At 36.7% G+C, this 25,095-nt stretch carries 16 protein-coding genes and 1 pseudogene; 11 read left to right on the top strand and 6 right to left on the bottom strand.

Going from position 1 to position 25,095, the window contains the following annotated elements:
- Positions 1-8: 8 nt before the first annotated feature.
- The 4 genes from V7077_RS08565 to V7077_RS08580 form a co-directional block, all read right to left on the bottom strand.
- On the bottom strand, positions 9-602 hold the full coding sequence (locus tag V7077_RS08565; protein ID WP_335500406.1) for a beta-mannanase: 594 nt from the start codon (positions 600-602) through the stop codon (positions 9-11).
- A 137-nt stretch (positions 603-739) separates the two neighbouring features.
- On the bottom strand, positions 740-3,091 hold the full coding sequence (locus V7077_RS08570) for a hypothetical protein (RefSeq protein ID WP_335500408.1): 2,352 nt from the start codon (positions 3,089-3,091) through the stop codon (positions 740-742).
- 119 nt (positions 3,092-3,210) lie between these two features.
- Positions 3,211-6,612, bottom strand: coding sequence for a tubulin-like doman-containing protein (locus tag V7077_RS08575; RefSeq protein WP_335500410.1), 3,402 nt, complete (start codon positions 6,610-6,612; stop codon positions 3,211-3,213).
- A gap of 43 nt (positions 6,613-6,655) precedes the next feature.
- The gene (locus V7077_RS08580) at positions 6,656-8,425 is read right to left on the bottom strand and encodes a vWA domain-containing protein (RefSeq protein ID WP_335500412.1); all 1,770 of its coding nucleotides are present in this window, start codon (positions 8,423-8,425) and stop codon (positions 6,656-6,658) included.
- Between the two features lie 358 nt (positions 8,426-8,783).
- Between V7077_RS08580 and V7077_RS08585 the strand changes: the two genes are divergently transcribed.
- Both V7077_RS08585 and V7077_RS08590 read left to right on the top strand, forming a co-directional pair.
- Positions 8,784-9,716: a hypothetical protein gene (locus V7077_RS08585; protein WP_335500414.1), complete on the top strand. Its 933-nt coding sequence runs from the start codon at positions 8,784-8,786 to the stop codon at positions 9,714-9,716.
- Positions 9,717-9,730: 14 nt separating this feature from the next.
- Complete coding sequence (locus tag V7077_RS08590) at positions 9,731-11,554, top strand: hypothetical protein (RefSeq protein WP_335500416.1); 1,824 nt, start codon at positions 9,731-9,733, stop codon at positions 11,552-11,554.
- A gap of 34 nt (positions 11,555-11,588) precedes the next feature.
- Here V7077_RS08590 and V7077_RS08595 read toward each other — a convergent pair whose 3' ends face one another.
- Entirely contained in the window at positions 11,589-11,897 is a 309-nt protein-coding gene (locus tag V7077_RS08595; protein ID WP_335500417.1) for a DUF4359 domain-containing protein, read from the bottom strand.
- Between the two features lie 397 nt (positions 11,898-12,294).
- On the opposite strand from V7077_RS08595, the gene V7077_RS08600 reads away from it, so the two are divergent.
- Positions 12,295-13,209 carry a CPBP family intramembrane glutamic endopeptidase gene (locus V7077_RS08600; RefSeq protein ID WP_335500420.1) on the top strand — a complete coding sequence of 305 codons (915 nt, stop codon included), beginning with the start codon at positions 12,295-12,297 and terminating at the stop codon, positions 13,207-13,209.
- A gap of 33 nt (positions 13,210-13,242) precedes the next feature.
- Here V7077_RS08600 and V7077_RS08605 read toward each other — a convergent pair whose 3' ends face one another.
- Positions 13,243-13,842 (bottom strand): hypothetical protein, encoded by a 600-nt coding sequence (locus V7077_RS08605; protein WP_335500422.1) that lies wholly within the window; start codon positions 13,840-13,842, stop codon positions 13,243-13,245.
- Positions 13,843-14,078: 236 nt separating this feature from the next.
- Between V7077_RS08605 and V7077_RS08610 the strand changes: the two genes are divergently transcribed.
- From V7077_RS08610 to V7077_RS08645, 8 genes and pseudogenes are all read left to right on the top strand, one after another.
- The gene (locus V7077_RS08610) at positions 14,079-14,789 is read left to right on the top strand and encodes a peptidoglycan recognition protein family protein (protein ID WP_335500424.1); all 711 of its coding nucleotides are present in this window, start codon (positions 14,079-14,081) and stop codon (positions 14,787-14,789) included.
- Between the two features lie 244 nt (positions 14,790-15,033).
- Positions 15,034-17,676 (top strand): SH3 domain-containing protein, encoded by a 2,643-nt coding sequence (locus V7077_RS08615; protein WP_335500438.1) that lies wholly within the window; start codon positions 15,034-15,036, stop codon positions 17,674-17,676.
- Between the two features lie 229 nt (positions 17,677-17,905).
- The gene (locus V7077_RS08620) at positions 17,906-19,372 is read left to right on the top strand and encodes an oligosaccharide flippase family protein (protein WP_335500426.1); all 1,467 of its coding nucleotides are present in this window, start codon (positions 17,906-17,908) and stop codon (positions 19,370-19,372) included.
- Between the two features lie 174 nt (positions 19,373-19,546).
- Complete coding sequence (gene tagD, locus V7077_RS08625) at positions 19,547-19,936, top strand: glycerol-3-phosphate cytidylyltransferase (RefSeq protein ID WP_335500428.1); 390 nt, start codon at positions 19,547-19,549, stop codon at positions 19,934-19,936.
- 66 nt (positions 19,937-20,002) lie between these two features.
- The gene (locus V7077_RS08630; RefSeq protein ID WP_335500430.1) at positions 20,003-21,208 is read left to right on the top strand and encodes a CDP-glycerol glycerophosphotransferase family protein; all 1,206 of its coding nucleotides are present in this window, start codon (positions 20,003-20,005) and stop codon (positions 21,206-21,208) included.
- Between the two features lie 240 nt (positions 21,209-21,448).
- Complete coding sequence (locus V7077_RS08635) at positions 21,449-22,414, top strand: LCP family protein (RefSeq protein WP_335500432.1); 966 nt, start codon at positions 21,449-21,451, stop codon at positions 22,412-22,414.
- Between the two features lie 295 nt (positions 22,415-22,709).
- Positions 22,710-24,320, top strand: coding sequence for a peptide ABC transporter substrate-binding protein (locus V7077_RS08640; protein ID WP_335500434.1), 1,611 nt, complete (start codon positions 22,710-22,712; stop codon positions 24,318-24,320).
- Positions 24,321-24,813: 493 nt separating this feature from the next.
- Positions 24,814-25,095: pseudogene (locus tag V7077_RS08645) on the top strand (hypothetical protein); the annotation flags it as partial.

A 25,095-nucleotide genomic window follows, 5' to 3' on the forward strand; every position in this document is an offset into this window, starting at 1 on the left:
GTCTCTCCTTATTCTGGAATCAGCTCATAGATTTCTGCTGAATGTTTTCCTTTGCTAAAAAAAATTCGAATATATTCATCTTTCCCTATTTCCTGTTCCAGCAGCTCCGTCCTCCCAGCTGGGAAGTCGCGAATAAAAGGATACTTGATTCCATCTTCTATGGAACTGGGGACTCCACCATGTTTCCTGACATAAACCAAAAGGTCCTTATCAAGTGGAAGTTCAGTTTGTATTGACATTTTCAGTATCTTTTTTGCTTTTAAGAACTTATTTTTATAGTTTATCGAAAAATAGATCTTGGCTTTTGTTCCTGTGATGGTAATAAGGTTTTTATCGTTTTCCTGATTGAAGACGATAATTTTACCCTTACGTTTCTGGCAGGGGAATATCCGAAATAAATATCGGCCAACCCCATTCACGATCGTTTTATAGCCTTGGTTTGCTTTATATTCTTCACGAGTGTAGAACCGTAGTTCGTTCTCTTTTATTTCACTAACAGCATCAAGTGTGTCAGCCGATGTCTGATAAATGTAGACAAAATCGATTGCATTTGGCCAAAACCATGATAAATGAAGCTCCGAGTCCCTTATTGTACTTCTCATATCCCTTATTTCGTGATTAGGGGAAGGTATGGTCTCCCAGTTCACCAGTGTCACCCTCAATCTTATTATTGACTTTGATTACTTACCAAATTTGAAGCAGGTTAGTTCTGATATACTTGCAAGTTGTTATTCTTATACTAGTTTGTTTGTACTAATTTCGCATGAAACTCATAGCCATTTTGAATAAACGTATTGTAGTATTTCTCACCATTACGATAGTACATTAAATCTTTTAGGTGAAAACCACCCATAAGGGAAAGTTTTTCAATGCCACTTGATTTCTTTTCATGGGCACAGCCAACCTTAAAGAGCCTGGTCTCATTTTCCTTTTCTAGGGCAAAATTCATGAATTTGCTGTAAAAGTCGCCAAAGAAATATTTCTCATCATGGCGATGCTCCTGTGTATAGTTAAATACTTCAATGTGTATGGCAGAGTTTTGATGCAGGCGATTATATAATTGCTTGAACATATCCTCTTTGGTTAGAATGGCTTGATCTTCGTATCTTGTACGGATATTGGCCCTTTTTAAGAGTTCGTCTTCAAAGCTATGATGGAATTCTTCTTGGGTTAGAACCTCACGATTGCATATTTCGAGGAACCGCTCAATTAAGGGTTTGGGACCGTTTTCTAGCAAGGAAAGTAGGTTTCCGAAAAACCGCTCGCTTGATAAAAAATATAGTCCGTGTTTCTCTTTTAGTTTTTCTGTAATTGTACGGATGATTTCTCCATAGAATTCAGAAATATTTTTATCTAAATAATCATCGGAATCGTACAAACTCTCAGCTGCAGTTTGAGTAAACATCGACATTGCTTGTTCAATGTATTCCATTTTTGTTTGGAGAAACTGGTGATTTTCCTTAAGAACTTTTTGATATTCCTTCAAAACCGCTTCTCTTACTTCAAGTTTAAGTAATTCATACTTTGTTCCATAGATAGCTTCGAAAAAGTATTTTAAAAAACTTGTTAGGTTTTTCTTATCAGTAAAAGGGAGGAAAATTTTTTTGAAATCGCAATTATCAACCGTAATCTGATAATATTGTTCAAGTTTCGCCTCGGCCTCTAATCGTTCATTTTTCGTTTCACGGAGCATATTATGAATTTCATCCATCATACTTATTTCCGAATCAGTGGAATCCTTGGTCCATAAATAGGCACAGTGTAACCCATACTTTTCATTATTGATAATATTTTCATAGAGACAGTTTTCAATATGGTCTTTCATATTTAATTGCTGTAAATGTTCTTGAATGGGTTCTTCAAAGTTGCTAGCAAAGAAACGGGTCGCAGCACCTTCAAATAAATGCTCTTCAGCTTCTCGAACAGTCATTTTTTTCACCTGTTGATAGGAATTGGCTGCAACCATTATTCCGTTCATATCTTGAAGTTTATCAGGGGATGGTAGACTTTTATAAAAATATTTTTGAAATGCAGCCTCAGACAGATCGAATAAATGAAGGATTTTTTCACGTGAATGGGTACGTGAGGTTTCCTTTAAATTAGTTAACAGACCATTGAAAAAATGACTGGCAGCATGCAAGGCAATCGCCTTATTTGGACGGTTAACTTTTGCAAATCCGGCGGAAGCATAAAAGGGTACATTTGAGTTTCCTCTGATCGCCCGTTTAAAATCCTGATGATTGTAACTATCCATCCTTTCATGGTAATCCGTAATCATTTTTCGGTTTTTTAGTAAATTGAGATTACTGATAATTTCGTAGTTTTTCTGGTCTACATCATTTGAAATGATTCCATATTCATTTTTATCACTTAATAAATACACCAAATCAAATAGCGGGGAAGAGATATGTCTGACTGGCAAACTCATACCCTCTTCTATAAGATGGAGATTCTTTTCAAAAGTGTAATCATCCTGTTGAAATGAATCTAGTTCATTCAAAAAACTAATACCAAGTGAGGTGGATAGGGAATGAGTGTCTTCGTCCGGTTTTTCCTTTAACAATCCGTATAAATCCACTTCAATTGTTTTGCAGGACTCCTGCAGAATGCTCTTCAATAATAAGGTAAACTCTTGAATGAGGATATTTGCCGGGTCATGGGCGGCAGTGACTACACAAAGGTTTATTCTCTGCAGGGAGGAATAAACTTTCCCGTATTCTGCAATTTTCGTTAACAGCCTGCGGTAGGTTTTATTTAACCCAATTAGTATCCTTTCATCCCGATAAAAGGCCTCATAAATACCTCGTCGAATGTTCTTCCGGTCAAGACCATGTCCTGGAATCTGAATGGATAATACGTTTTCATTCGTAATAGTGTCTGTTTGATAAGCGTGAAAATAGAGGACTCCTGAACTGTTATGCCATTTTTCCTCATTTATATTAATAATGGACTTCAATGCATTTTTAACAGAGTCACCTAAGAATAAAAAGACTATTGGATGATTGACACTTCGCTGCTCGTTTTCTTCAAGCGTCATTTTTTCCAGCTGATTTGCAAATGTATTGGCGAACTTTTGTAAAAGTTCTTTCAAGCTGTTTCCCTCCCAAAAAGCATTGCTCAGGATGATAAGAGGCGGCCACAGGCATAGCTGCTTGTGGCCATCTTAGAAAGCATTAGTTGGACCTTTTAGTCCTGAGAAAAAACTTTTTCTTATGATTTTAATTGTCGCAGCATAGCTTGAACCTTAATCATGATTTCTTTATAGAAACCGTACAATTCTTCACCATTGACGAAATCCTTGTAGTCATAATCAAGGCTCTCCTTTTCCTTTTGATAGGTAGCAGCCATTTCCTCAAGTGCAGCAATTAACTCTGTGGCATTTTCCTGGCTGATTAGGTTATTGTTGCGAAGTTCGGATTTTCGTAGAAGCTGATCCTTGTGTTTTGAGCCTAGAGACTGAAAGGCTAGATAGATTTCATAATCTACAAACATGGTTGTGCGCATTAAATTGACAAATGGCTCCCAGGCATCCTCTTCAATCTCTTTATCGTAAACATAAAGAGCACCACGCTTACGAATTGTTTTCGTATACATCGCTTGAATGAAGGCATTCAAGGATTCTTCTTTATCTTTTTGCCCTGCTAAATAATTTTCAACTTCCTCAATTTTTTCTTTAATTAAGCTATATTTTTTAACCTCTTCCTTCACTTTGTCAATCAGCTTAGGTGAGCGAATAAAGTTTTCTTTAGCATGCTCAAGGTCTGTGCTGCTAAAAATATCGCTAGACTCAACCACTTCCATGCCACCGTTGAATAATTCCTTTAGCTCCCGAACAAGTGGTTTTAAATTACCTGGTGCTGCTTTATCTAAATTCTTGGTATCCACCTCGTAACGGGCAAAAAGCTCGGAAATATTGATTTCCTTTGTAAAATGGCAATTAAAATTTGAGTTAGTATTTTTGTCAGATTCTTTTTCTGTAATAATACTGAATTCCCGCGCTTGATCAAATAATGCTCGGATTTGATCGTTATATTTTTTGACACGATCATTAAAGTACGTTTGTCCCCATGATTTTTCTGGAATTGGAGATGGGAGATAGGTCCAGTTTACTTTATCCGTTTGGACAAGGTGGCGTCCAACCCCTTCTTTTTCAGAAATCGTTTTTTCATAGGATTTTTCGTAGTTCTTTAGCTGTCCATAGGCATATAACGGAATACCGTTTTTCGTGTTTAACCAGAAAATCCGGTTTTTCAATTCGCTTCGTTTAATTGTGAAATTCTCATGATGCAGGGCATGTTTTCTAAAATTGTCAATTCCGTTATAAATATGCGGAGCCTGAACCGGTACAGACACAAAACCCCAATTCGGGAAATTCAGTTGTCCTGCTGGGTTTTTCAAATCAAATACCGGGAGGGCATCTTTGTCCAACTTTCCAGCAATCTTTTGTTCAATAATCTGGTCGATGGCCATGTCCTCACCATGTTTCAACCTTAAGAAGTCTTCCATGGATTTTGTAATAAGGTCGCCAAACTGATCTGTCAAAAATTCAGAAATATTGCCAACAATATCTACATCGGTTTCATTAATCCAATTAACTGATTTATCAACTAGCATATTTGCCCATTGCTGAATTAATAAGTCACCATCTTTTGAGTCAAATATTTTTTGAATTTCTTTTTTTACATCTGGTACACTTACAAGATTCCAGTAATAAGAGGTATTGTTTCCTTTTTTAACTTCCTCGCCTTTGATGAGGATATCCCCATTCTTTTGGAAAATTCCTTTAAGTGTTTCTAAAATCTCCCGATAAACCTCATACATTTTAGAATTCTCATTGTTTAAGAGGTTTTTCAATTCCTCGTAGAAGTCGATCATTTCTTCTATTCTAGCCTTTTCGGCTTTTGCATAGTATTCATTTAACTTTGCTTCGATGTAGGCATTTTTTTTGCGGTCCTTTGAAAGGATTGCGCTTTTCGCTTCCGCATGCTTGCTGTAGGCATGCTCATTTTCCGATTTAATCTGTCTAGGTAATCGTTCTAGCTTAGCGTTGAGAGAATTAATATAAGAATCCAACGTTTTTAATAGGCAGAATCCATCCTTCGAAAAAATCAATCGAGAAGTATAAATGGGGCCTTTCTGCGGGTGAAGGAAAAGATGTTTCACTTGTTTTTTAAATTCTTCAAGCATTTCCTCAGGCAGCTTTATTTTGGCCCTGCGGTATTGCTCCTTTGCTTTTGCTAAATATTCGCGCTCTAATTCATCTTCGATGTTAATAATTGAATTTTTTATGACGTTGTTATAAGATAAACGGTCACTATTTTCATAGCCAGGTAAGGCATCTGGGACGCGTTCATTGAAGCGAAGGTGAATGGAATCTGGGTCCATTCCCAGTTTTTCAGTAAATCTTTCTACATCATTATGATCCGGAGCAGAATTAAACATCTTGTTCATTTTATCAAATAGTTTATAACCCACATACATGGTTATCTCTTCAATTGGAATTTCTGCCATTGAAGCCCCAATAATATTGTATTGGTAGTTGGCTGGGAATGGCTTATCCATTTGCGCAATATTAGTGTGGATATTGCTAATATAATCGTGGATGGCAAACTCTTCACCGGAACCTCTTTCTTCATTCGCCATAAAATTCGTTATATTTTCAGCTGTTACATTCATGCAATAATCATAGGCGTTTTCCAGCAGCTTTCCTTCTGTATTGGTAGAAGAAATTAAATGACATAAATTAAATGGCGGTGCAGGTGAGTTTACTGTGAGATGGCTGCCATATTGCATTTGGAACCTCTCTTTTCTTTCATCACAGTTCATCCAGTAATCGAGTTCTTTTAAGGCAGCAAAACCATTTTTTTGGATGTATTCCTCCGTGTGGGTGCTAAGTCCTCTTCTTGATAGATTCACATCAGGTGTGAAAAGATAGCCAAGCATGTTGACTCTATCGACCCCGTCTGGACCGAACCTGCGTTCAAGAATTCCTCTTGTGATATAGGCAATATCAAGGAAACAGCCGCTTCCGGTTCCGCCAGAAAGACCTGTCAAAATAAATACATTCAACTTTTTATTGGTTCCTTCAAGCAAACCGCCGATTTTTCTCTCAATGGTGCGAACTACATCAGTGATTTTCGTGAACAGCAATAATCTTCCTGCCTGGCGCACACCGGATGCTCCGTTGATTCCATCGGTAATTGAAAGCTCTGGTGATAACCAATCTGTAATATATGGCTCTAGTTTACTTCGATCTGACAATAATCCGCCAATTTCAGCATTTGAAAGAAGGACGAATTCTTTAAAAGGATCAAGTCCAATTCCATTCTCGGCTGGGTATTTTTTATTTTGTTCCGCCTCATTGGTTTCGAAAGCTAAAAATTCGATGTTCTTCGGCTTTTCTGCTTTTCTTTTCGTAACCGGATCCTCAGAAAGCTTAAACCGGCGGTTTACTTGGTACTTTAGCCTTAAAAGGGCATCGATACCAGTACCACCTAAACCAATGACCAGCATCGGATTATCTATTGTGTCAACACGGATTTTCTCTGAAACAATCCCTCCGCCTAAGGATACATCTAGTTGTTGAATATGCTCTCTTACACTTGCTCTCATGCAACATTTCCTCCCAGTATTTGAGTGTCAAACACACTGAACTTTAACTGATATATTCAATATAAATAGACTTACTTACCTGTTTTAAAACGATGCGCAGTCGGTCATTTCGTTTAACCTGGTGGCCTTTTTTTGCATCTATGGCCCTACCGCCTTTTTCAATGGTGCAGTTTGAATTATTGATGATAAGGAGTGAATCTCCTGCAATCGGCTTAATGATGATTTGATTTGTCTCTGCTAGTTCTTGCTGGAGACCTAATAGCTGATGAAGCTGAAATTTTCCTTTAAATACATTTAATTTTTTGAATTGCGGATTTGTCCGCTCACCTGTATCTTCATTTTTAATTTCAACAACGAATTGTCCGCTAAAGCGTTGTTTTGGTCTTTTCTTAATTAGGAAGAAAACAAGTGCTGCAAGAGCAGCAACAACAGCGGCGATTAAAACATAAAGCCATGTTGATGACTTTTCATCGGCTCTTTTATCCGGTTTAGAAGGTACAGGAGCCTTTTCTTCTTTTTGAATGGTTATTTTTTGCGGCTGCGTCTCACGGAAAAAGCTGTTGTCCTCTGCTTTTACCACTACTTCATAACCGCTGTCCTTTCCGACCTTGAACTGACCTATGAAGCTTTTATTACCAGTAGTTAAGGGGATGTTCTCTGTTTTTCCATTATCAAGGTCTTTAACAGAAAGAGTCGCCTTCATGGATTTATAAATCGATGTGTCGGTAATCGCTTTGCCATCATCCTCAAAATAGGAATTAATCTTAACCGTATCCCCGGACTTGTAGGTCTGTTTAGAAAATGGAGCCATCTTCAACTGCAGGTCATAGTTGAAAACAAGATTGATATCAATCTTATCTTGCGGAACCCCTTTTACTTTCAATGTCCAATCACCCTGAACAGGTTTAATCAGCTTTACCATCGAATAGGTCCTGGACTTGGAAAGTGTGACTTGGTCTGATGGGATGGCCAGTTCTTTACCAGAAGGGTCGACAAGCTTAACCTCGACTGGCTTACTTGAAATTAAGGAAATATTAGCTTCAAGGACATTTTCATTTGGTACATTTATTTTTATGTCTTGAAATTGACCGTTAGCAACTACTTGGCTGACAGGAACAATTTTTAATTTTAAATGGTTGGCAAAAATTTGACTTAGGATCCCTGGCAATTGATCGGCTGAACTTGCTTCAAAGAATTTTCCGTTCGTGCTTTTGGCAACATTTGATAGAACAGTCTTGTTCAGCTTGCCATTTGCATTTAAGCCAATCGTATAGATTGGATATCCTTTTTCCTTTGCAGCTGACACAGCCTTATTAAGGTCATCGTCTGCTTGTTTTACGGTTTTAGTACCTTTTGGATCCAGTTCGTTATTCCCATCGGCCAAAAGTACTATTAATGGGAAGTAACCTTGCTCATGACTACTGTCTAACACTTTAACAGCTTCCTGAACACCGGCAGATAAATCAGTATATGTGTATTTTTCAACTGAGTCGATGAAGTCCTTGAGATCCTTTTTATCCTGTTCCGACTGGATCTTAACAAGAGCTTTTTCTCGCATGACTTTATCGGCGTAGGCAATCGCACCGATTTTATCTCCTTTAAGGGATGCCATATCGATAAACATCTTCATCGCTTCATTACTGATATTATTGGGATCGCTGCTCTTCATGGAATTGCTAACGTCTTCTACCAGCATTCCTTCAATACGGGACGTGGTATTTAATGAACTTGCGGCATATGCATGATACAAGTTCATGCTGCTGCAGAAAAGAAAAGTGAAGACTATAAAACTACTAATACATTTTTTTAACATCTGTGAACCTCCACTGGCAGTATCCTATTTTCGAGAAATAACTACAAATTGCGCCATACAACTATTTTACCACCGCTGCCATTATATTCCCAAACAAATATGTCCTAGATATATTATAATGGTACTATTATAATACAAGGTAATGTATTTTCTGGTAAAAATTCGGCTTTTTTGTCTGAATATGTTATTGGGAGATTTTTTAAAAGGGGAAATAGTATGTATATCATTGGGTTTACTAGTCTACTAATCTTAATCTTCATAGGGAAGATTTATATACTACTTAAAAATAAAAGGAATAGTGGCGATTTTGAAAGTATCGATGATGAATTAGTCACTATGTTAAATGAAGGTGATTCCATTGGGTAAACATGCCGTCCAATTTTCTAAAAAGAAACGAACAAAATATCGTTTTCAAAAACTAAAAATGTGTAAAAAATGCAATCGTTATTCGATTCTTAAAGATGAGAACTGTCCAACATGCGGTGCTGCTTTTGTGGGGATAGAAAGCCTCGTTAAATCGATTTTCAAAAACCGTTTATTCACGGAGGCGATCTGGATTTTAATCATTGTCAGTATTGGCATAGTTTTTGCTCCAACTGTCAATACACTCTATTATTCGTTGATTGCTGGTGTTATTTTTTGCATTAGTTATGTGATACTGACATTTATCTTTATGAAAAGTGAATATTTCAACCAGTTAAAAAAGATGCTGCGGGTGGATTTGAAAAAAATCTCTGCCGGACTCCAGTTTGATAGTGAGCTTGCTAATGAAGATGTGAGGGAAGGGCGCCTAGGACAGGCGTATGAAAAGCTCCGAGAAATTGGTGACTTGATTTCTAAGGATAAGATGAAATTGCGCCAAGTCAAGGTACTGAACGATATTATGCTGCGGAGTGATATGGAACTCGAGCTTGAACAGCTTATTCCTACAGTTTATGATAAGGACTTTGTGAAATATGCGCTTGAGGTTTTGAAGATAAATCGTTCCATGATTACGAAAAAGTGTCTTGCCTACTTTATTCAGAATCGGGAATCTATTGTCATGGATTTTGGATTGGACTCACTCATTTCTGTTGCTGGAACAGCTCTCCGAATGAAGCTTTATATCCAAGAATTTCACGAGTTTATTGAAGAATTCCTTGATTATTTTCCTAAAGAACGTGTACTCAGATTGTGCAGTATTCTCCAATCAAATCCGGAAGTTGATTGGGGAAGCCTCGGTGAAAAAACAAAACATTTGGTTGCAATGAAATATCATTATGATCCTGATTTTAAACAGTTTGTTTCGTAGAAAGGGTACTATTCATGTTTAAATTTACTGTATACCGAAAAGTGAATATGTCACGGAATTTTTTCTTGATCATCTTATTGGTTTGCTTCATTGCAGTTGGAGGCAAAATGGTCCTGGCAAATGAAAAAATTACAACCTATGAAGAGGCAATGAGATTATTTCAAAAAGGTGATTTAGTTGCGGCGGAAAAAAAGTTCCAAGCAGCCAGACTCAATGTGTCTGTCTCAGACCATAATCAAGACATTGATCTCAAGCTATCGATTTTATCCCCGATTAAAGAAGTGATGGAAGATTTGGATGAAAAATCCTCCAATTATTACGACGGAAATAAACTCCAAAGTCTTGTGAATATGTATGACCGCTGGCAGGACAGTCAAAATAAGTGGGGGTTAGGCACAGCGGTTCAAAAAGATATGTATGGAGAGATGCTCGCTATAACCAAGCTAGATAAAGATATGGAGGGTTACTTTTCCAACATAAAGAATACACAGTTAGCTAAGTTAGCTAATAATACAGCTAACGACAGTACGAAAGAAGAGGGAATTTATAAAAGTTTACAACTGATTCCTGTTTCCTATTACGGGGGCGACTCATCAAAAATAGATGAAATAAAATCAGCATTCCTAAACTATTACAACAATAAACTAAATAAATTAACAGAGGCTAATGCCGATGTCTCCACCATTGTTACAGAAGGAAATAGACAGTTTGGCATGAGTTCCCAATTTTCGATTCCGACGGACTGGCTCGAAGAAACCCTTAACAGCCATTTTGTAAAAGTCCTTACAGAAGCACTTGAAAATAAGGATTATGCGGCCTTTGCGGGACAGGCAAGCAGCGTCAAAAACCTATCATCGAAAATGGCTGATGCCAAAGTATTTCCATTTATTGAAAAATCAAAGAATGGTTTATTGAATAAAGCAAACAATTTTGTAGCCATCAATAAGTATGAGGATGCAATCAAGATCTTTGAAGCACTAACGCCTCTAGAGGACACGGCAGAACTGATTGCAAATACTAATCTTGCTTGGGATAAATATGAACCAATTCGTGTGCTAAAGCGTAAATATACCGATAAAGTATTTTCAAACTTTGCGAACGTGCGAAATAAGTGGGGAGTAGATAGTGCTGTGGCAGCCATCTCAGCGGATGGCGGTGTTTATTATGGCCAGCTTAAAGGGGAAGAAGAGATGGCGGTAATTGATGGAAGACTTGATGGTGCCACAGATAGCTCAATATCTACTTCTAACGAGGTTGTCCCTGACATTATCAAAATTTCATTACAAGGCAGCATGAGTTCTTCCGATAATCCGGTCATTTTTATGGAGGCTAAAGCAACAGAACGTAAACATCGATATATAGCATTTGAGGTTGATACCCAATTAAGCTCCATGAAAAAAATACTTGATGAAGAGGCCGACAATTTAACGGTCGATTCAAAAGGTGTTTTATTATTGGATAATCCAGTTGGCACGGGAGCCGGAGAGCTGGCTTACTATGAGCCTGACTATAATGGCGAGTATCGTTTCACTGAAATCAAGGTGGACTATGTGGATATTCAACCAGAGGACATTGAACAATACAATGGACAAAAAGTTCGTTTTAGTGCATATGTAGATTCTCTTCAAAATGACGGGGCATTGGTGAAACTATCAGAAACGTACAATTATAATACGAGTCAATACGAAAGAACTTACCTACTATTAAAAGGGCAGTCAGAATTCGTAACGTATTATAATTATACTGTCATTGGAACGTTCAATAGCTATCAGACGATTACCGATGAAGATGGGCAATCTGTTCGGGTACCAGTCGTTCAAGTGGAAAAGGTGGAATAGGCATAAAAGGTCGAATGGGTTTCCCACTCGACCTTTACTTTTGCTCTTGAGTACTTGAAAACGGGATAAATTTATTAAATATACCGATTGATTTCACTTTACCCATTCCAACTTTGGTAAAATCAGTTTCATAAATAGAGAAAATAAAATAGTCTGATTGAGTTGTTCCTGCATCAAAAATCGACTTGCCTGCAAAGGAAAGAATCCCTTTTTGCAGTATGTTAGATGATTCATCCATTGTTTTGTGGTTAATCCAGTCAACATAGGCTGCTCGTCCAGGATTGGTGAAAGACATGACAAAAATCAGCACAGCTAAAAAAATAATAGAAGCAAAACGTTTCATATTATAAACCCCTATTCGTAAAAAAAATTGTAAAATAAAAAAATATGTTGTGATGAACTCTATCTGCTAGTACATTCATATGATAGAAGGGACGAAAAAATCACTTAGAAACTAAAATAAATGGTAGGGAACTTTCGGTACCAAATGATGAGAACAATATTTTACTGATATTTGCTTATCATTATGTTAAATTATAACTATTATTATCTATTCAAAGAATCCTTAAACACTGGATAAGGGAATTTTCTAAATTAACAAAAAATATGAAGGAGATTAATTAGTGAAGAGAACCTATAAGTGGCTCATAGGCTGTTTACTATTCCTGCTATTACTAAATGGATTCGGAATATTGGCTGTAACGATATTAAAATAAGCACGAAGGCAGGGAGGGACACCGATGACAACAAACTTAACAAAACCAATTTCAATCAAGTTACTCTTTGCCATGCTGGTAGTCACGATAGGGGCTGAAGTCCTCCTCTATTTAACCCGCTACAGCTATTTGGCCAGTACCCTCTATGATGCCATGATGGTATCTTCCTTGTTTGTCGGCTTAAAACTGCATCGGCGGATTAGCAGTTCCGAACGAATTCAGGTAACAAAACGGCAGCTGACCTTGAAGTTTACAGGTGCCTTCTTAATTTTCTTTATTGGCAGTACGATCATTAATATCTATTCGTCGAACACTTTTAATGATTTTAACGTGGATTATGATCAATATGTTCAAGACTATACAGACATGCAAATGGATGTGGATCAGCATTCTAGTGTTGCTGATTCAGAGACAAAAACCAAACCGGATTCCAGCTTTTTTGAAAAAGTCGATACCATTGGCCCAGATTTATATACAGACGCACTTGCCGGATTAGAAGAGGTGTGGCGCCTAGCCTACATCATCCTCCTGCTCGTAGTATGTAAAAAGCTTTTTCCAAACAGATGGGCGAGCGGGAGAAGAGATATTTTTCTGATGTGTGCCTTATTTCTCACTTCGATCCTATTTGGAGTAGACCACACCTTAGATGCAGTGGAACCATGGGCCGTTAAGATTGGGGCCATCGTTACCTTTGCGAATATGGGGTTATTATTTGGGTTAATCTTATTGTGGACACGAAACCTTTGGGTGACTGTCCTTGTTCATTCCCTTTACGACATTACTGCGACGCTTTCATGGTACTACCTGGATTCGGCGGTCGAACTCATGACCTTGGTTGTTTTAATCGTCCATGTCATTCTTCAAACGATAGAAAAATTACAGCAAAAACGCTCGCTGCACCAGCTGGAAACAGTGGACAAGGTGCAGGCGGCCGAATAACTAAGAGGTTCCGCATTTATTGTGGAACCTCTTTTAATATGTATAGACCTTCGAATCCACCCAATAATGAACTGTCCCATCCTCGAGCAGCTCATAATTAATCTTTTCGCGCTCAAGTGCACTTCGTAAACTCTCCATAGCCAGCCCTTGCTTGATTTGAAGTTCGATTATTTTATGGTTTAATGCAGCCGTATTGGTATCCTTGGATAGCTGTAAATAGGTAAGAATCTCTTGTTGCTGCTCCATGACATGGAGCAAATCAAGTTTGTGTGCTTGTAAGCGTGATGGTGGATCTAAAGCGGAAAGTTTTTTCCATAAGTGAATTTGTTCTGCCTTAACGTCACGATAGTCAACCGTCCCCCCAGAAAGAGTTTGATTGAGCAGCTGTTCACTTTGCCGATATAAAAGCTGTTCTTTCGTTAAATAGGCAGCCAGATTGGATTGATTAGAATGAAATAAATACAGAACAGCCATTAACAAGCCGAGTAGAAATACGGCTGCTAGTATGATCCATTTTTTCATGGAAGATGGTTGTGGAGTAAGGGATCTCGTTTCTTCCACGTGGTAAAATCTCCCCGCCGCCTGTAATTCTTCCAACTCTTGTTTCATTTTTTGTTGGGCAGGAGTCAGCAACTTTTAGCCCTCCATTAGAATAAGATAGATAAAACTACTACTATCCTACTATAAAAACTACAAAAAAATCCATTTATTATCCAAATCTATAGATAAATAATCTTAACTTCCTCCATTTCTATCATTTTAAAATTACCTTATCCTAATGATTTGGGATAAAGAGATGCAAAAAAGTAAATAAAGCCTGTCCAAATCCTTTAGTTATCCATAAATAGAAAGGAAAGGAGAGGTTGTTTATGAACATTATTCAGCAATTTATTCCGGCTTCCAATAAAGACACCCGCCCAGGGATCAAGATGGTCCCCGCCTACATCACCATCCATGAAACAGATAATCCAAGCCCGGGTGCAGGTGCTCGGGCACATGCCAGACTGCAGGAACGGGGAAATGACCGCTTGGCCTCCTGGCACCTCCAAATAGACGACCGTGAAGCGATTCAATCCATTCCCTTTCATGAGACAGCCTGGGCAGCTGGAGATGGCAGAAGTGGTACGGGCAATTCTTCCTCGATTCATATTGAAATATGCGTAAACAGTGATGGGGATTTTAAAATGGCCGTTAACCATGCAGCGGAGGTAACAAAACAATTGATGGCGACCTATCAAATCCCCCAAGCTAATGTGGTCCAGCATCACCAGTGGAGCGGGAAAAACTGTCCGAGATTTCTCCGCAGCGGGGAAAAGGGAATCAACTGGAATGACTTTATTCGATTGGTCAGCAGCGAGTATAATCACAAAAGTTCACAAGAGAACATGCCCTTTCCCGGCCATTTAATAAAAAGAGGCTCTGAAGGAAAAGACGTCGAGCGAATTCAAAGAGCTGTACATGTAACAGTTGATGGAGTTTTTGGTCCAAGGACTGAAAAAGCTGTCAAAGCCTTGCAAAAACGCAACGGATTAGTCGCAGACGGCATGGTGGGCATAAAAACCTGGGCAGTGTTATTTTAACTATTCATTTTATCAAAAGTTGCTGGAATCTTGCCCTACATATTCCAATATAGGAAATATTACTTATTTTTCTCCAATTAATAGATCTTTTGACAGGAAACTATTTAAAAATTCGCCATAATAAGCGATAATAAACTATATTTCGGAATATTTTTCTAGTTTTCGAGGGTAGACAATCAAATTTATTGTCATTTTTTAATATAAGTAGATTTATATAGATACAGGAGTGGATGAATTGAAAAAAATGGGGAAAGTGATGGTCCTTTCTGCCGGTTTGTTGCTGGGAAGCGGTGCAGTTATCCCTTATGCATCTAACAGTTTGGGTCACGTTTATGCCGACACGATTATTAAAACCTCTTACCAAGCGACTGCAAATCTAAATGTTCGTATAGGAGCAGGAACGAGCTATAAAACTATTATTACCATCCCTAAAGGGAAAATTATTACATCGATAGAGAGAAAAGGGGCATGGTATAAAGTATCCTATACTTATGCGCTCAAAGGGAAAAATGTTAGTATAACCGGCTGGGTAACGGGAAGTTTCCTAAAGGAATACTATATTTATAGCAATACAGGTGGAACTTATTATTTTACTAATAAAACTAGTAGTCTTTATCCTACACCAGATAAAAAGAATAAAGCAGTATCCACTCTTGTGGCAGGAAACGGTCTATTATCTACTCAAAAAGTTGTCAACAGTATTGGACAAACCTGGTATCGGGTCTCCTATAATGGAAAAACCTTGTATGTGATCAGCAGCGATGTTTCAGCAGGCCCTGTTAAATCCTTTACTAAAGCCAATTATCAGCTTACAAGGAATTCTTATTTATATTCCTCTTATGGAAATAGTTATCCCAAATTGATGGCGATTCCTAAAGATACGATAATCTCGTCTGTAAAGACTGTTGGGAATTGGTATCAAGTAACCTATCAAGGGAAAACAGGATACATTCCAGGAACGGACCTTAAATCGGTGTCGCAAACTCCTGTGAAGCCAGTAGTACCAGTGGTACCCACAACTGTAGTGAAAACGACTTATCAAACAACTGCAAATTTAAATATGCGTTCCGGAGCAGGCGCAAGTTATAAATCGATTATGACAATTCCTATAGGCAAACTTGTTACTTCTTCAGAGAAGAGTGGCTCTTGGTACAAAGTTTCCTATACGTATACGAGCAATGGAAAAACTGTTACCGCAACCGGTTGGGTAAGCGGGGAATTTTTAAAGGAATACTATATTTATAGCAATACAACTGGAACCTATTATTTTACTAATAAACCGGTGAGCTTATTTCCTACTCCTGATAGTAAGAATAAAGCAGTAGCTACTCTTGCTGCAGGAAATGGTCTTTTATCTACACAAAAGGTTGTTAACAGTGTTGGACAAACCTATTATCGAGTTACTTTTAATGGAAAGACCTTGTATGTGATCAGTAGTGATGTAACGGCCGCTTCTGTTAAATCTTTTGTAAAAGCCAATTATCAAACAAATAAGGATTCTTATTTGTACTCGTCCTATGGAACGAGTTTTGGGAAATTAATCAATCTACCTAAAGGTACGATTATCTCCTCTGCAAAGACCATTGGCAGTTGGTATGAAGTAACCTATCAAGGGAAAACAGGATATGTTCCCGGAACCGATCTTCAATTGGCTCCGCAAAACACAGAAAATCCGTCGCTATTAACGGAAAAAACGTATTTAGTGACAGATGATTTAAATTTAAGGCAAGCTGATAATACTTCAGCAACTGTTCTTACTGTAATTCCAAATGGATCGACCGTTACATCTGCGGAGCAAACAAGCAATGGCTGGTTTAAAGTTACGTATAACAGTAGCACAGGGTATGTCTCAGGTACTTACTTAAAAGAATATGTAAAAGAAGATAATTATAAATTTATTGATTTGCGGACGACTTCTCCCGTAACCGCTAGTCAAATTAATTCATACATCGCTGCGAATGTAAATGGCAAGCCAAGTGTGTTACTGAATAAAGGTCAAGCCTTTATCGATGCAGGGAGAACGTATGGGGTAAATGCTCTTTACTTGGCAGCACATGCTATTCACGAAAGTGGTTTTGGGACCTCCAACATTTCTTTAGGTAAATTTAACCTATTTGGATATGGAGCTTTTGATATCACTCCATTTGTAGGAGCCTATCGTTTTTCAACTATTGATGACTGTATCAATTATATTGCCCAAAAAATAAAGTCAGATTATTTAAATCCAGAAGGAACACATTTTGAAGGTGCCTTCCTTGGCTATCGGACGAATGGAACAACCGGGATTCGAGATGCTAGCAAAAGTATCGGCATGAATTATTGGTATGCGTCCGATCCAAATTGGGCCAATGCCATTGCACAGCACATGCAAAAGATTTTACCGTTTGATAAAAATTATTATGCGAATGCCGCCATTAACACCACGATTCCGGCTGCTCCTGGTATTCCGGCAGGAAGCGATCAATTTCCAGCTAACATCCAAGCAGTAGCGAAAGTGGATATCATTGCGAATACGATTACGATTAAAGCAGGATCAACGTTTGCTCTTCTTGAAAAGTCCAATGATTATAAGTTAAAGGTACAAGTTAATGATACGGTCAATTGGACAAACAGGATTGACTTTTCTAGCTATAAAAATTCATTCACTGTTCTGAATTTAGGAAGAGTTTCGGGCGCCAGCACCGTGAATGTTCGTTCTACACCAGAACTTCCAGATAATAATATTAATCTTATTGGAAGCTTAGCTTTGAATAGTTATGTTTCGCTGGCTTTGGATGCGAACAAAAAAGTGATAATGGACCCATCTCTAAAGTGGTATAAAATCAAATTGCCGAACGGAAATGACGGCTGGATTAGTTCACAATATATTGTGAAAGAGCTTCAGTAATTTCATGAGAGTGCCATTTACTTGCAAACTGCTAAGTAAATGGCCTTTTTTTATTGTTCAACTCCGAACATATTTCACTAGAATGACTAGATTTTACGGGCTGAAAATTGGTATTATTGATGTCGGTAAAGGATTGTGTCGAAATTTGCTCTTTTATCGTCGGATTACTTAAAATGGAGGGTAGGAGTGACTGGTTTTACTTTTCCCTAGGATAGGAGCGAAACTACAATTGGAATCTGAACGAAAAAATAAGTTTTTTAAAGGAACATTATATGTTTTTATCATTAAATTAGTAGGAGCAGGATTAGCATTTTTAACCCAAGTGATTTTGAGTAAAGCATTAGGGATTGAATCCTATGGTTCCCTGAGTATATTTTTATCATTAGCGAATATATTAATGGTTCTGCCTGTGATAGGAATGGATACGGGGATCATTCGCAGTGTTGCGGGTACAGATGAAAAAAGCCAGCGCAAATGGTTTCTCACCATCTCTTTAAAAATAACAACCTTATTATTAGTCTTTGTTTTATTGGTTGTCTGGGTAGCTAAAAAGAATATATTTGCGTCGTTTAAGTTAGATCCGGAGCTAGGAATTTATCTATTGGTTTATGTGATTTTTTTAACGTATGCCAAAATTTTGGATGGTTTTTTTCAAGGAGAGAAAAAAACAGTCTTGGCGAATATCTTTTCCCCGTTTTTAACTAATGTGCTGAAATTCATTTTACTAGCTGCTATGTTTACCATTACACATAGTCTAAAGGCAGCGGTTATCGTCATGCTGGCAGTTGAAATGGTGTTAGTGGTGATCCGGTTCATTTATATTGCAAAGGACTATCTAAAGGTCCATTCACAGCCTAAGGGTCAGGTGAAAGACTATGTTAAATATTCAATCCCGTTATTTTTTGTTGCTTCTATTTCGATTGTACTAATTTCACTAGATAAATTTGTCTTAAGTTATATGACGGGAAATTTTGAGGTAGGGATTTTACGTATTTTTGAAAACTATTCAGCCATCTTGGGATTATTTGTCGCACCTTTTGTTACAATGTGGCCTATCATGTCTGAATACTATAAGAAAAATAAAATGAGTGAGCTAAGTGAATTATTTAAGCAATCTACATTAGTGATTGCAGCGTTAATATTACCTGCCTGGGTGACGTTGACTGTTTGTACAGAAGAGATGCTTAGCATATTTGGCGTTAATGCCTCACAGGTTGAGAACATTAAGTTAATTATGTTTTTGTTTTTCCTTGGAACAGTTTATGATGCCATCATTGGCCCGGCGGGAGCCCTGCTAAGCATGACCAAGTATTCAAAAACAAACTTGCTGAATAACATATTGTTATTTGTTTTGAACCTAGGGCTTAGTATCATTTTGATTGCTAAAATTGGCTTGCTTGGATCGGCTATATCCTTTTCTGTCTCTAAGGTATTTATTAATACCCTTAACGTCATTCAAAATAAAAGACTGTTTAATTTATTTCCCTATGGAAAACTGCATTTCCTTTTAATTGGTGCGGGGATTCCCATTTACTATGTTGGTTATCTAGCAAAAGAAATGATCCATTCAGGAACGATTATTAACTTAATCGCTGTAGGTGTCATATCCTACTTATTATATTTAGGGTTATTTCTCATAATGAACAAAGAAAGTGCTAAAAAATTATTACTCCAGTTCAAGAAGAAAAACGCTTAGAGATACAAATCTGAACTTCAGAACCATTCGACTTTGTTCTTCATCATTTGTTGAAAATACCGTATTTATGATAAAATTCTTGAATAGTGAACAAGTATTGGTTTAGTATTGTTTAGGTAAGCTAAAAATAAAGCTTTGAAAAAAATCTTACTAAAAAATATAAGAGGGTAAAAAATGCGAAAAGTAATTACTTACGGTACGTTTGATTTATTACATTACGGTCATATTAACCTTTTAAGAAGAGCAAAATCATTAGGCGATTATTTAATCGTGGCACTTTCTACAGATGATTTTAATGAAATAAAAGGGAAAAAATCTTATTTTTCATATGAGCAAAGAAAATTACTGTTAGACGCCATTGTCTACGTAGATGAAGTCATTCCAGAAAGAACATGGGAACAGAAAAAAGAGGATGTCATCAATCACGATGTCCATACTTTTGTCATCGGAGATGATTGGAAGGGAAAATTTGATTTTCTTTCTGAATTCTGCGAGGTGGTTTATTTACCTAGAACGGAAGGTATTTCGACAACAAAGGTTAAAACCGATTTGAATAAACAATAGTAAAATACGTTCTTTTTTATCTATAGAAGCAGATAAGAATGGGTTTCAATATTTGGGGGACTTCTAATGACAGACTTAAAAAATAAAGTAAAGCAGTTCATTAATTTTTTCTTCTATCTCATCAGTTGTCTGGTTATTAAGAAGAAAAATCGAATTGTCTTTGGAGCATGGTTAGGTGACAGGTTTGGTGATAATCCCCGGTTTCTGTTTGAGTGGCTTGCAGAGAAACATCCTAATGAGTTTGAATTAATTTGGATTGGGAAGCCGCATATATATGATCAAATAAAAAAGATCGATAACATTAAATTCTATGAAAAGAATTCACTGCAGGGGCTTTTCAAGTCGATGACAGCTAAGTATGCTTTCTTTTCCCACTCCCATCATGATATTTCAAATTTAAATGTTTTCGGAAACTGCATAACCGTCCAGCTTTGGCACGGAGTCCCGTTAAAACGAATTGGGGACGACTCAATTGGCTATGAAAGCCCGAATGACTTCTTTAGTAACTTTAATAGAAATAAAATGACTAATTATTGTTTTTATATCTCTTCTTCACAAGAAAATTCAAATAAGCTGTTAACTGCTTTTCGACAATTTAGTATAACGGCAGATAAAATTCTTTCAATTGGACAGCCTCGAAACGATTTTTTAATCAATCAAAAGGATTTTACGTTTACGTATAAAAAGAAACTGTACGACCTTTTTCCTGAAATTAAGGATAAAAATATTATTACGTATATGCCGACTTTTCGTGATAAAACGGCGAACAATTTTTCATTCAAATTATTAACAGGAAAAGAGAAAGAAAAGTTGACAGAGCTGCTTACTAAACATAATGCAATTATCTTAGAGAAAAATCATTATGCAGAAACGGGGTCTTCCCGAGCCACTTTAGCTCCATCGCCATATATTAAATCTCTTACGGATGTTCCTTTTGACTCACAAGAACTGCTACTTGCTTCGGATATGCTGATTACGGACTATTCGAGCTGCTATTTTGACTTTTTATTACTTGATCGGCCCATTATCCATTACGCCTACGACTATCAATCCTATGGCAGTATTGATAGAGGTTTTTATTATGACTTAGAAGATGTTTCAGGAGGATCCATTGTGAAAACAGAGGACGGACTCCTTGAATCGATAGACAAAAATCTAACTGAACCTAATTTACACAAAAGTAATCGTAAAAGTACTATTGCTTTTCTGTTGAATAATGAAAAGGGAATCAGTAATGAGGAAATTTATCAGCGTATTTTAAGGGGTAAGTAAAACTAAATAAACATTCTAACTCGGTGGTGAGAAACCTGTTCTCTGCAGGTCTCTTACCACCGGGTTTTTTTAATAAGGATAGATAACTATATAAGAGTTAAAACCGTAAATGGTAGAATTAATGAACAAACTCCAACAAAAAAATGAAAATATGATTAATTATTTTTATATGAATTACAAACCCTTTAAAAAATTATATAATGGATTTTGGCAGATCAACTACTGAAAAGGATGGAAATGATGAATAGACAAATCCACAGAAAAAAGAAGAAGAAATTTAAATTTAGGAAAGTTCTTTATTGGATGTTTGCACTTTTAATAGGGCTTTCAGGATATATATATTTTCAATACTCACAAGGGATTAAACAAGCTCAGGGTAAATCTATTTCCAATGAAATCGCAAAGAAAGAGTTTAATGGATCTAAAAGAGGAAACATGGATAAAGTGAATATTCTTTTGCTTGGGATTGATACCAGAGGAGAGGAAAAGTCACGCACGGATACGATTATGATTGCCCAATATGACCCTAAAAAGCAAACGGCAAAAATCGTCTCTCTGATGCGGGACATTTATGTTGATATTCCTGATCATAAAAACTATAAACTAAATACGGCTTACTTTCTTGGTGGACCAGAGCTGCTAAGACAAACCATTGAGCAAAACTTTGGTATCAATATTCATTATTATGCAGTTGTTGATTTTAAAGGCTTCGAATCGGTCGTAAATACGTTAGCGCCAAATGGAATTGAGATGAATGTTCAAAAGAGAATGTCCAAAAATATTGGTGTGGTATTACACCCAGGCTTACAATATTTAAACGGGAAAGAATTACTTGGATACGCACGTTTTAGACATGATGCTCAAGGTGACTTTGGCCGAGTTGAACGTCAACAAGAAGTATTGAATGCCCTAAAGGATAAAATTTTAAGTGTAAATGGTGTGACGAAACTCCCAAAACTAGTTGGGACGATTATGCCATATATTGATACCAATTTAGAGGGTGTTGATCGCTTAGAGATATTAAAGGACTTTTTCCTAAACCCTCCAGGTGAGATTGAATCATTACGTATTCCTGTCGATAATTCCTATACAACGGCAAATTATGATGGGGTCGGCTCCGTTCTTGACATCGATTTTGATAAAAATAAACAAGCCATTGATGAGTTCCTTAATGGAAATGAAAGTCAGAATATTTCAAGCAAATAAGACTATCTAAAAGTATAAAACGCAGACTACTATCTTATAGACTATAAAAATGGTCTCTGAGAAGTAGTCCTTTTTATGGAAAGATTTATAGAGAAGTAGAATCTGGTTACATCTAACCAATTACTAGTTAAAAGTTGAAGTAAATGAATAGGTTATGTATATTAGTACATGTCATGTCTTGAATTCAGAATGATAAAATTCTTGTATAGGTTTGACACGGCATCTTAAAACTATAAAGGTAAAATGGGGAAAGAGTTTATTATAATACTCGAACAGAGTAATGAGGGGTAATAAGATGAAAAAAAATATAATTCTGATTTTAAGCTCACTGCTAATCTTATCTATGTTTCTTAGCATTTTTTATGCTGCCTTTTTTCACAGGAATACAAATGTGTTGAATCAAAGCGATGACAATGTTCAACAAGATCTTCGGATTAACATTGGTTCAGAACCAAAGTCCTTACATCCTGGTCTTGCGGATGATTCTACATCAGGATCAGTCCTTTCACAAGCTTTTGAAGGGTTAACACGAAAAAATGTATGGGGGATAACGGTAAATGCAGCTGCTAAGGTAATAAAAATATCTGATGATTTAAAAACCTATACCTTTACACTTCGGGATGCAAAATGGACAAACGGTGATCCGGTTACGGCACAAGATTTCGAATATGCTTGGAAATGGGTTTTGGACCCGGCCAATAAGTCAGAAAATGCGTATCAACTTTATGATATTAAAGGGGCAAAAGCTTATCACGATGGAAAAGGCGATAAAAATGACGTTGGGATAAGGGCGCTAAATGACAATACATTAGAAATTGAACTTAATCAACCAAATTCGCATTTCCTAGATTTGATTACATTAAGTACTTACTTCCCAGTCAATAGTAAAGTTGCAATGGCACATCCTTCTTGGGCAAATGATGTGGGTAAATATTATATAACAAATGGACCATACATCATAACAAAATGGGATCATAATAAAGAAATTGCCTTCGAAAAAAATATGAATTACTGGGATGCCGCAAGAGTTAAAATAGAAAACATCTCCATGCAAATGGTGAATGATTCGACTAAAGCGTTATCCATGTATGAAAATGGCGATCTCGGTGTTATGGGGACTTCCACTACTAAAACAAAAGAAGACGATCAGGATTTATATGCACACTCCCTTACTGGGCTATACAAACTTGTAATCAATACAGAAGCAAAACCCTTCACTAACAAGAATATCCGAAAAGCTTTAGCTTCTGCAATCAATCGCCAGGAATTGGCTGATCATAGTGGGCTTGATGAAGTCGAACCTGCCATGGCTGTCATTCCTCCAGTCTTATTCTCTGAAAATAAAAATGGGTATTTCCATGATCATGATATAAAAAGGGCAAAACAATACTTGCAAACAGGTTTGAAAGAGTTAGGTTATAACGATGCTTCTGAGCTTCCAGTTATCACACTCTCTTATAATGGAAGTGAATCAGACGAAAGAATGGCCCAAACGATTGTGGATATGTGGAAAGAAAATCTAGGTGTTAAGGTAAAATTGGATAGTTCAGCTTTGAATACACAAAATAAACAAGAAACCAATAAAAGTTTTGACGTTTCATTAATTATGTCTTTATACGATTATACGGACCCACTTCATATCCTTGAACAGAATACTAATTCTTTATTCAATGGGACAGGTTGGGATAACAAACAATTTCAATTATTGGTAAATCAGTCTAAATATAATATGGATAAAGACCAACATTTGAAATTAATCCAAAGAGCGGAAGCAGAGCTATTAGATGAAATGCCGATAATTCCCGTTAATTTTACTACAAACGAAATTATCCAAGATTCAAACCTACACAATATTGCTATTAATAATCAAGGGAATTTACAGTTCAAGTGGGCTTGGTTTGAATAGACTTTTCCTACTGGGATTTTTAAAAAAAATGACGAAATATGTTACAATACAACTTAGACTGAATCCGTTTCTAGGGTATTGGAATGTTTAACAGGGGGAGTTTGTTATAAAGAATCATCGTTATTTTCAATCTGCTTTATCTTTACTTTCAATCTTGTCTTATTTTTTGTGTGTGTTTGCTTTAACTAGACAATTTCCATTTTACCAATTGTCGAAATTAATAAGCATTAGTCTCATTTTGGTGTTTGTTTTTTCCGTGCCCTTTTTGTTAAAAAATTTCTGGAAAAGTGAAAAATCAATCAAATACTTGTTTATACTCAATATCGTTTTTTTGACTATTTTGCTGGTGTATTCCATTGTAGTTAAACATAATAGTCTATCGTTAGCGCTTCGATTTTACTCTGTGCTTGTCTTAATACTGGCTGCCTTCTTTTTACCGCCAAAGAAAATTTATGTGAATATATTTATTATATTAGCAGTGGTGCAGAGTGTTTTGTTAATCGGATTTGAAATCTATATCGTATTAAAGGGAGATCCGGGATTTGCTGGATATATACGATCAAAGGTACTTAGTTTAAAGTTAGGGGACATTTATACCTTTAATAATTATTTTTATCGTGTACAAATAAAAGGTAACCCTGTACTACCGATTGCATTTTTAGTTAGCTTATTTGCAATTCAATCTAAACGAATCAAAATTTCTGCCGCTGCCCTTTTATTTACAGGAACAATTGTCGCGGGGAATTTTGCTTTTATATTAGCGATTTTATTCTTT

Source organism: Neobacillus vireti, from assembly GCF_036962465.1.
GTDB lineage: Bacteria > Bacillota > Bacilli > Bacillales > Cytobacillaceae > Neobacillus > Neobacillus vireti_B.